The organism is Modestobacter sp. SYSU DS0290, assembly GCF_054050955.1.
On sequence record NZ_JBJHAI010000014.1, the window covers coordinates 100,841 to 110,514 of the forward strand.

Genomic DNA, 9,674 nt, shown 5'->3' on the forward strand with positions numbered 1-9,674 from the left:
CGGGGCGGAGGCGTCGGTGGGGCTCCCCAGCCAGGCTGCCCGTACTGGAACTGCCCGTACGGGGGTTGCCCGTACGGGGGTTGCCCGTACGGGGGTTGCCCGTACGGGGGTTGCCCGTACGGGGGCTGTCCGTACGGGGGTGGCGCCCACTGCTCGCCGTGCGGTGGCTGTCGGTACGGCGGTGGAACCGGGGCGGGCCGCCCCGCGGGCGGCCCCCAGCCGCCCTGCCCGACCCAGCCGGGCGCCGCCGGACGAGGGTCCCGATCGGGCTCCGGCGGGCCCTGCGGTGGCTGGCTCATCGGAGTTCCTCCGTCGAGGGATCGGGCGGCTGCGATTGTGTCCCACGCCGGGACGCCGTGCCGTCAGCCGGTGACCGCCACCGCCACGACCCCGCGCCGCACCCGGCCGACGGCGGACCGGGCCACCCCGGCCAGCGGCTCGTCGGCGACCTTGGCCAGCTGGTCGAGCAGGTCGATCAGCTGGCGGGCCCAGCGGACGAAGTCCCCGCCGGACAGCTCGGTGCCGGCCTGCTCGGCGCCGGCGAGCACCCGGTCCAGCGACTGCCCGTCGGCCCACCGGTAGGCCGCCCAGACGAACCCCAGGTCCAGGTCGCGCGTGGCCGGCACGCCGTGCTCGGTCTCCACGTCGAACAGCCGGGTGCGCACGCGGCGCATCTCGGCCAGTGCGCCGGCGACCTTGCCGGCCGGCACCGACGGGGTGGCCAGGCTCTCCCGACGGGCCTCGAACACCAGCGCCGAGACGCAGGCCGCGAGCTCGGCGGGGGTGAGACCGCGGAACGCCCCGGCGCGCAGGCACTCGGCCGCGAGCAGGTCGGTCTCGGTCCACAGCCGGGCCAGCTGCCGACCGGCGTCGGTCACCCGGTCGGGCTCTCCCTCGTCGGCGGCGGGCTGCGCCTCGGGCACCAGGTAGCCCAGCTCGGTGAGGACGTCGCAGGTGCGGTCGAACTGGCGGATCAGGGAGCCGGTGCGCTCGGCCATCTGCCGGTGGAGCCGCTCGGCGTCCCGCACCTCGCGCAGCCAGCGGTCGGCGGCGCGCACCCGCTCCTCCCGGTCGGGCAGCCCGTGCACGGGGTGTGCGCGCAGGGCGTGCCGCAGGTCGGCGAGCACCGGGTCGTCGTCGGCGGCCGAGCGGCTCTTGGTGCGGCGCGCACCCAGCCCGTTCTCCGCCCGCGCGTTCCGCAGCGTGGAGGCGAGGTCGCGGCGGGCGTGCGGGCTGCGGTGGTTGAAGTTCTTCGGCACCTTGACCCGGGCCAGCGCGCTGACCGGGCTGGGGAAGTCGACCGCCGCCAGACGACCGGCCCAGCGGTCCTCGGTGAGCACCAGCGGCCGGGGGTCGGCGAGCTCGGTGACGCCCGGGTCGAGCACCACGGCGAGGCCCTGGCGGCGCCCGGACGGCACCCGGATGACGTCGCCGGGGCGCAGCGCCTCCAGCGACTCCGCGGCCTCGAGCCGGCGGCGGGCCTGGGTGTCGCGGGACAGCGCCTTCTCCCGCTCCGAGATCTCCAGCCGCAGCTTCGCGTAGCCGGCGACGTCCAGGGCGGCGTCGGTGAGCCCGCCGCTCATCTCCCGCTGCAGCTGGGCCGCCGTCTCCTCGTGCCGGGCGGCGGACCGGGCCAGGCCGACCACCGAGCGGTCGGCCTGGAACTGGGCGAAGGAGGAGCCGAGCAGCTCCCGCGCCCGCGCCCGGCCCAGCGTGCCGACCAGGTTGACCGCCATGTTGTAGCTGGGCCGGAAGGAGGACTTGAGCGGGTAGGTGCGGGTGCTGGCCAGCCCCGCGACGGCCGCCGGGTCGACGCCGGGGGCCCAGACCACCACCGCGTGGCCTTCGATGTCGATCCCGCGCCGTCCCGCGCGGCCGGTGAGCTGGGTGTACTCCCCCGGCGTGACGTCGACGTGCGCCTCGCCGTTCCACTTCACCAGCCGCTCGAGGACGACGGTGCGCGCGGGCATGTTGATGCCCAGCGCGAGGGTCTCGGTGGCGAAGACGGCCTTGACCAGGCCGCGGACGAAGCACTCCTCGACGGTCTCCTTGAACGCCGGCACCAGCCCGGCGTGGTGCGCGGCGAACCCGGCCAGCAGCCCCTCCCGCCACTCCCAGAAGCCCAGGACGTGCAGGTCCTCCTCGGGCAGCGACCCGGTGCGCCGGTCGATGACCTCGGCGATCGCCGACCGCTCGACCTCGTCGGTCAGCCGCATGCCCGAGGCCAGGCACTGGTGGACGGCGGCGTCGCAGCCGTTGCGGCTGAAGACGAAGGTGATCGCCGGCAGCAGCCCGGCGCGGTCCAGTCGTTCGACGACGTCGGGCCGTGACGGCGGCCGGAAGCGCGGCTTGTGGCTGAACCCGCCACGGGAGCCGCCCCCGCCGCCGGAGAAGGAGTCGTACCGGCGCTCCTGCTCGTGCACGAAGCGGACCAGCTCCGGGTCGACGACGGCCCGGCCGCGCTCCCGGGTCGACTGCCCGCGCGGGGTCTGCTCCCACTCCCCCGCGTGCGCGGCGGGGCGCAGGGCGAACAGGTCGAAGACCCGCCCCCCGACGAGCATGTGCTGCCACAGCGGGATCGGCCGCACCTCGCTGACCACGACGGCGGTGTCCCCGCGGACGCTGACCAGCCAGTCGGCGAACTCCTCGGCGTTGCTCACCGTCGCCGACAGCGAGACCAGCCGGACGTGCTCGGGGAGGTGGATGATCACCTCCTCCCACACCGCGCCGCGGAACCGGTCGGCGAGGTAGTGCACCTCGTCCATGACCACGTAGCCGAGGTCGGTGAGCGCCGGGGAGTCGACGTAGAGCATGTTGCGCAGCACCTCGGTGGTCATGACCACGATCGGTGCGTCGCCGTTGATGGCGTTGTCGCCGGTCAGCAGGCCGACCCGCGCCTGCCCGTACCGGTCGACGAGGTCGTTGTACTTCTGGTTGGACAGCGCCTTGATCGGGGTCGTGTAGAAGGCCTTCCGGCCCTCCTGCAGCGCCTTGTGGACGGCGAACTCCCCCACGACCGTCTTGCCGGCGCCGGTGGGCGCGCAGACCAGCACGCCGGAACCGCGTTCGAGCGCCTCGCAGGCCTCGACCTGGAAGGGGTCGAGGCTGAAGCCGAGCTCTGCGGTGAAGTCGGCGAGGGTGGGGTGCGCGGCACGCCGGCGGGCAGCCGCGTACCGCTCAGCCGGGCTGGACATGCCCCCACAGTAAGGACCTCCCTGCCCCCCGCCACTCGCACGCTCGCGGCGAGCCCCTGCAGGAAGGCCGTCAGGTCAGGAGCGCTCGACCGGGTCCGGCTCGTCGAGTGGGCTCGCGGTGGTGTCGAGGCCACTGGGGGTCGTGTCCAGCGCCGACGGTCCGCCGACGAACGGGGAGGCCTCGTCGTCGTCGAGCCCGGCCAGGCCCGCGGCGGCTGCCTTCTTGGCCCGCCGCCGGTCGACGAAGCGGGCGATCTGGATGGCGAGCTCGAACAGCACGATCATCGGCCCGGCCATCGCGAGCATGGTGAACGGGTCCTGGGTGGGGGTGATGAACGCGGCGAAGACGATGGTGAGGAAGAAGATCCACCGCCGGCCCTTGGCCAGCGTCTCGTGGCTGAGGACGCCCACCAGGTTCAGCGCCACCGCCAGCAGCGGCACCTCGAAGCTCACCCCGAAGGCGATCAGCAGGGAGAGCGCGAAACCGATGTAGTCCTGCGCGGTCAGCGCGATGACGGTGCCGCTGCCGGCCAGACTGAGCAGCAGCTCCAGGCCGGCGGACAGCGAGATGTAGGCGAGCGCCGCCCCCAGGGCGAACAGCGTGGAGGAGACGGCGACGAAGCCGAACCCGTAGGCCTTCTCGTTCTTCTTCAGCCCCGGGGTGACGAATGCCCACAGCTGGTACAGCCAGAACGGTGCAGAGAGGACCGCCCCGCAGAGGAAGCTCACCTTGAGCCGGATGAAGACGCCGCTCAGCACGTCGGTGATGAGCAGGCCGCACTCCTGCTCGCTGCCGCCGTTGAACCGGAGGTCGTCCGGCAGGCCGCAGTAGGGGGCCCGGATGAAGTCGCCGAGCCCGTGCTCGTACCACCAGAACGCGACGGCGGTGCCGACCAGCAGGGCCAGCAGCGCCTTGGCGATCCGGTTGCGCAGCTCGCGGAGGTGGCCGATCAGGGACATCGTCGCCGCGGCGTCCCGAGGGGGACGCCGCGGGCGGCGGTCACGCGTTCGCCCTGCCAGGGTCACGGGCGGGTGCTCCGAGGGTGCGGTGGATCAGCGACCGTCGGCGGCAGCCGACGCGCGGGCCTGCTCGGCGCGGGCGCGCGCCTCGGCGGCCCGTGCCTCGGCGGCGCGGAGCTCCGCCTCGTAGTCGACGGCGGCGGGGGTGACCGGCGTCGGGGGGACGATCTCGCCGCGGACCGGGGTGGTCTTGGCCTCGTCCTTGGTGCGGACGTCGTCGTCCTTCATGCCCTTCATCTCGCTCTTGAAGATGCGCATCGAGCGCCCCATCGAGCGGGAGGCCTCCGGCAGCTTCTTGTAGCCGAAGAGGAGCAGGACGGCCAGGATGATCAGGCCGATCTCCATCGGGCCGAGGTTCATCGGGTCCTCCGAGTGGTCGTGGTGGCGCTGACTCTACGCCGGGGAGACGGTCGGACAGCCCCTCGACGAGGGTGTGCAGCCGCCGTCCACCTGTTGTTCAGCCAGCTGGTCAGCGGGGCGCCGACGCGGGGTCGGTCGGGCTCGCGGCGCGCTGGGCGGCCGCCCGGTCGAGGGTGGCCTGGACCTCGGCGAGGACCGGCCGGACCTCACCGTCGAGGCGGCGCAGCTCACCGGTGAGCCGGCCCAGCGCCCCGATCAGGGTGTAGGTGATGCTGCCGAGCACCACGACGGCCAGCACGGCGACGACGATCCAGACGACCAGCAGCACGGGAAGACCCTAACCGGACCGGTGGTCGCTGTCGCCGGCATCCGCATAGCGGGCCAGGGCGGCCCGGGCCTCGGCGGCGACCTGGGCGGCCAGCCCGGCCGGCTGGTCGACCACGGCGGCGCCGCCGAGGGAGGCGACCAGCCGGCGGGCCCAGGCGAGGTCCGACGTGCGCACCGCGATCGCCAGACCACCCGGCGGGTCGTCGACCTCGGTCTGCTCCTCCACCGGGTAGTAGTCGGCCACCCAGCGGGCGGCGCGGGCCAGCCGGAGGCGGACGAGCGGTTCCGTGCCGCTGGGCTGGTAGAGGCCGGACTCCAGGTCGCGCTCGTGGGCCTGTGGCGGCGGGGCCGCCGGGGAGTCGAGCACGGTGACGTCGTCGATGCGGTCCAGCCGGAACAGCCGCACGCCCTCGACGTTGCGGCACCAGGCCTCCAGGTACCAGTGGCCGTCGACCAGCAGCAGGCGCATGGGGTCGACCACCCGATCGGTGCGCTCGTCGCGGCTGGGCACGTAGTAGCGCAGGTGCAGCGCGCGCCGGCGCTCCAGCCCCTGCCGGACGACGGCGAGGGACTCCTCCCCCGCGCCCACGCTGACCGCGACCGGGGCGGCGAGCTCCGCGGGCTGCCCCGCGGCGGTGGCGACCTTGGCCAGCGCGCGGCTGACCGCCTCGCCCTCGGCCAGCCCGGGCAGCTCGAGCAGCGTCCGCAGCGCCACGATCAGCGCGACCGCCTCGTCGGTGGTCAGCCGCAGCGGGCGCACCATGCCGGCGGTGAAGGTGACCCGCACCCGGTCGCCCTCGAACGCCAGGTCGATCAGGTCACCGGGCCCGTGGCCGGGCAGCCCGCAGACCCACAGCAGGTCCAGGTCGCGGCGCAGCTGGGCCTCGGGGACGCCGAAGTCGGCAGCGGCGTCGGCCAGCCGGACGCCGTCCGGGCGGGACTGCAGGTAGGGCACCAGGGCCAGCAGGCGGGTCATCCGCTCGGCGGTGCTCGCCGCCGTCATGCCCGCTCCCCCAGCGCGGCCAGCCGGGTGAGGCGTTCGACGACTGCCTCGCGCATGCGGGGTGGGGACTCGACGAGCACGTCGGCACCGTAGGCGGCCAGCTGGTCGGCCAGCGCCCACGGCTCGGTGGTGCGCAGCTCCAGCCGGTCGTCGCCGTCCTCGCTGGTGCCCAGGACCGTGGCGTGCCGGCGCAGGCCGATCGCCGTCCCCGGGCGGGCCCGGACGACGACGACCTGCTCCTCGCGCTGCTCGGAGCCGGCCACCACCGACGCCAGGTCGAGGTCCGGCGGCGGGGCGAAGGCCCCCGCCGGGCCGCTGGCCTTCGGCGTCCCGGCGACGCGGGAGAGCCGGAAGACCCGCGGGGCCTGCCGGTCCAGGTCGTGGCCGACCAGGTACCAGCGGCCGTGCCAGGCGACGACGCCCCACGGCTGCACCCGGCGGCGGGCCGGGCGCTGCTCGTCGGGACGGCGGTAGTCGAAGGTGAGCACCCGGCGGTCGCGGGCCGCGGCGTAGCAGGGCTCGAAGGCCGGCTCGCCGGCGTCCAGGCGCGGCTGGATGGGCAGCACCCGGCCCGGGTCGACGTCCACCCCGGCCGCGCGCAGCTTCACCAGCGCGCTCTGCGCCGCGCCGGCCAGCTGGGCGGACTGCCACAGCCGCAGGGCGAGGCCGACCGCGGCGGCCTCCTCGCCGGTGAGGGTGATCTCGGGCAGCTCGTAGTCGGCGCGGGCGATCCGGTAGCCGTCCTCGGTGTCGAAGACGCTGGTGCGGCCGGTCTCCAGCGGGACGCCGATCTCGCGCAGCTCGGCCTTGTCCCGCTCGAACATCCGCTTGAACGCCTCGTCGGCGCGGTCGGTGCCGTCGTCGGGCTCGTAGCCGGGGACGGTGGCCCGGATCTTGGCCGCCGACACGTACTGCCGGGTGCCGAGCAGGGCGATGACCAGGTTCACCAGTCGTTCCGCCCGCTTGGCTGCCACGGGCACAGGTTAGTGCTCCGGCTGCCCGTGGCTCGCCCGCTGGTTAGCCTGCGACGGTGACGACTCCCCCCTCCCCTGCCCCGGCCTCCCGGATCCGCTGGCGACGCGGGCGGGTCACCGAGCTCGGCCGGGCCTGGCGCGACGCGCAGGAGATGACCGTCAAGGTGTTCGACGACGGCGCGATCCGCGCCCTCGCGCATCCCTCGCTCGTGGGCAGCCCCGAGGTCGGCGACGAGGTGCTGCTGAACACCACCGCGTGGGCGCAGCAGCTGGGCACCGGCGGGTACGCGCTCGTGGTCGCGGTGCCCGACCGGCTGCCGCCGGACCCGGAGGGCCCCGGTCACCTGGTCAAGGGCCGGTACACGCCGCTGCAGGTGACCGTGCAGGGCGTCGACGAGCAGGAGACCGAGCACCACGAGGCGATCGCTGCCGCCGAGGACCTCGGTGGGATGCCGGTGGTCGTGGCCGACCTGCACTCGGCGCTGCCGGCCGTGCTCGCCGGCGTGCACGTCACCGACCCGGCGTTGCGGGTGGCCTACGTGATGACCGACGGCGGGGCGTTGCCTGCGGCGTTCTCCCGGACGCTGGACGCCCTGGGCCCGTCACTGGCCGGGGTGGTCACCGTGGGGCAGGCGTTCGGCGGCGACCTGGAGGCGGTCACGGTGCACACCGGGCTGCTCGCCGCGCGGCACGTGCTGCGGGCCGACGTCACCGTGGTGGCGCAGGGCCCGGGCAACCTGGGCACCGGGACGCCGTGGGGCTTCTCCGGGGTCGCCGCCGGGGAGGCGTGCAACGCGGTGCACGTCCTCGGTGGGCAGACCATCGGGGCGCTGCGGATCTCCGACGCCGACCCGCGGCCCCGGCACCGCGGCGTCTCCCACCACTCGCTGACCGCCTTCGGCCGGGTGGCGATGGGCGGGGTGACCCTGGTGGCGCCGCGCGGCATCGGGTCGGAGCTGGGCGCTCAGGTCGAGGAGGACCTGGCGAGCCAGCCCGAGCGCAACGTGGTCGAGTGGGTGGACACCGAGGGGCTCGACGACGCGCTGGCCGGCTCGCCGGTGCAGATGTCGACGATGGGCCGGGGCGTCGCCGAGGACCGCGCGTACTTCCTGGCCGCGGCCGCCGCGGGCCGGTTCGCCGCCCAGCTGGCCCTGTTCGGCGCCCCGCCGGCCTGATCTACCCCGCCGCTCCCCCGGTCTTCCCACGCTCTCCGTGGGCTTCCCCCGCGCTGCAGCACGTGGGAAGCGGGTAGGGGCCGTGGAAGGCGGACGGTCAGCGCCAGCCGCGGAAACCGCCGCACCGGCTCACATGCTGGAGATGAGCTTCTCCACGCGCTCGTCGACGGACTTGAACGGGTCCTTGCACAGCACGGTGCGCTGAGCCTGGTCGTTGAGCTTGAGGTGCACCCAGTCGACGGTGAAGTCGCGGCGCTTCTCCTGCGCCCGCCGGATGAACTCACCGCGCAGCTTGGCCCGGGTGGTCTGCGGGGGCACGTTCTTGGCCTCGAAGATGAGCGGGTCGTGCGCCACCCGCTCGACCTGCCCGGCCTTCTCCAGCAGGTAGTACAGCCCGCGGCCGCGGCGGATGTCGTGGTAGGCGAGGTCGAGCTGGGACACCCGCGGGCTGGACAGCGGCAGGTCGTGCTTGGCCCGGTACCGCTCGATGAGCCGGTACTTGCTGGCCCAGTCGACCTCCCGGTCGATGAGGCCGAGGTCGCCGGTGTCGACCGCCTTGAGCGTGCGGCCCCACAGCTCGAGCATCTGCCGGTGCACGGGGCCGAGGCCCTCCCGGTCGACGAACTCCGCCGCCCGGTCGTGGTACTCGGTCTGGATCTCCAGGGCCGACATCTCGCGGCCGTTGGCCAGCCGCACCTTGCGCCGTCCGGTCATGTCGTGGCTGATCTCGCGGATCGCCCGGATCGGGTTCTCCAGCGTCATGTCCCGGATCACGACACCCTGCTCGATCATGCGGAGCACCAGGTCGGTGATGGCGACCTTGAGCAGCGTCGTCGTCTCGTTCATGTTGGAGTCGCCGACGATGACGTGCAGCCGGCGGTACTTCTCGGCGTCGGCGTGCGGTTCGTCGCGGGTGTTGATGATGGGCCGGGAGCGGGTGGTGGCGCTGGAGACGCCCTCCCAGATGTGCTCGGCGCGCTGGCTCACGCAGTAGACGGCGCCGCGGGGGGTGTGCAGCACCTTGCCGGCGCCGACCACCATCTGCCGGCTGACCAGGAACGGGATGAGGACGTCGGCGAGCCGGCCGAACTCGCCGTGCCGGCCGACGAGGTAGTTCTCGTGGCAGCCGTAGCTGTTGCCGGCCGAGTCGGTGTTGTTCTTGAACAGGTAGATGTCGCCGGTGACGCCCTCCTCCTCGAGGCGCTGCTCGGCGTCGACCATCAGCCCCTCGAGGATCCGCTCGCCCGCCTTGTCGTGGACGACCAGCTCGGTGAGGTCGTCGCACTCGGCGGTGGCGTACTCGGGGTGGCTGCCCACGTCCAGGTAGAGCCGGGACCCGTTGCGCAGGAAGACGTTGGAGCTGCGCCCCCAGGAGACGACCCGGCGGAAGAGGTACCGCGCGACCTCGTCCGGGGAGAGGCGACGCTGCCCCCGGAAGGTGCAGGTGACGCCGTACTCGGTCTCGATGCCGAAGATCCGTCGTTCCACCTCACCGAGCCTATGCCGCCGCGGGGGGGGGGGGGGGGGGGGGGGGGGGGGGGGGGGGGGGGGGGGGGGGGGGGGGGGGGGGGGGGGGGGGGGGGGGGGGGGGGGGGGGGCGGGGGGGGGGGGGGGGCGGCGG

Annotated in this window: 8 protein-coding genes; 1 reads left to right on the forward strand and 7 read right to left on the reverse strand. The window is 74.4% G+C overall.

Features of this window, described 5'->3' with window-relative positions:
• Positions 1–362: 362 nt before the first annotated feature.
• The 6 genes from ACI795_RS13115 to ACI795_RS13140 all read right to left on the reverse strand — a co-directional run bounded on the left by ACI795_RS13115 (position 363) and on the right by ACI795_RS13140 (position 6,878).
• A complete protein-coding gene (locus ACI795_RS13115) occupies positions 363–3,194 on the reverse strand; it encodes a DEAD/DEAH box helicase (protein WP_457075961.1) in 2,832 nt (943 codons plus the stop codon).
• A gap of 75 nt (positions 3,195–3,269) precedes the next feature.
• Positions 3,270–4,154: a twin-arginine translocase subunit TatC gene (tatC, locus tag ACI795_RS13120; protein WP_457075962.1), complete on the reverse strand. Its 885-nt coding sequence runs from the start codon at positions 4,152–4,154 to the stop codon at positions 3,270–3,272.
• A 93-nt stretch (positions 4,155–4,247) separates the two neighbouring features.
• Complete coding sequence (tatA, locus tag ACI795_RS13125) at positions 4,248–4,574, reverse strand: Sec-independent protein translocase subunit TatA (protein ID WP_457075963.1); 327 nt, start codon at positions 4,572–4,574, stop codon at positions 4,248–4,250.
• Positions 4,575–4,683: 109 nt separating this feature from the next.
• The gene (locus ACI795_RS13130) at positions 4,684–4,902 is read right to left on the reverse strand and encodes a hypothetical protein (protein WP_457075964.1); all 219 of its coding nucleotides are present in this window, start codon (positions 4,900–4,902) and stop codon (positions 4,684–4,686) included.
• 9 nt (positions 4,903–4,911) lie between these two features.
• Entirely contained in the window at positions 4,912–5,904 is a 993-nt protein-coding gene (locus ACI795_RS13135; protein WP_457075965.1) for a helix-turn-helix transcriptional regulator, read from the reverse strand.
• Positions 5,901–6,878, reverse strand: a complete 978-nt coding sequence (locus ACI795_RS13140; RefSeq protein WP_457075966.1) for a helix-turn-helix transcriptional regulator — start codon at positions 6,876–6,878, stop codon at positions 5,901–5,903. The genes ACI795_RS13135 and ACI795_RS13140 overlap by 4 nt, the downstream gene beginning before the upstream one ends.
• 56 nt (positions 6,879–6,934) lie before the next feature.
• Between ACI795_RS13140 and ACI795_RS13145 the strand changes: the two genes are divergently transcribed.
• Positions 6,935–8,053: a DUF3866 family protein gene (locus ACI795_RS13145; RefSeq protein WP_457075967.1), complete on the forward strand. Its 1,119-nt coding sequence runs from the start codon at positions 6,935–6,937 to the stop codon at positions 8,051–8,053.
• A 129-nt stretch (positions 8,054–8,182) separates the two neighbouring features.
• Here ACI795_RS13145 and pafA read toward each other — a convergent pair whose 3' ends face one another.
• A complete protein-coding gene (gene pafA / locus ACI795_RS13150; RefSeq protein ID WP_457075968.1) occupies positions 8,183–9,541 on the reverse strand; it encodes a Pup--protein ligase in 1,359 nt (452 codons plus the stop codon).
• Positions 9,542–9,674 lie beyond the last annotated feature (133 nt).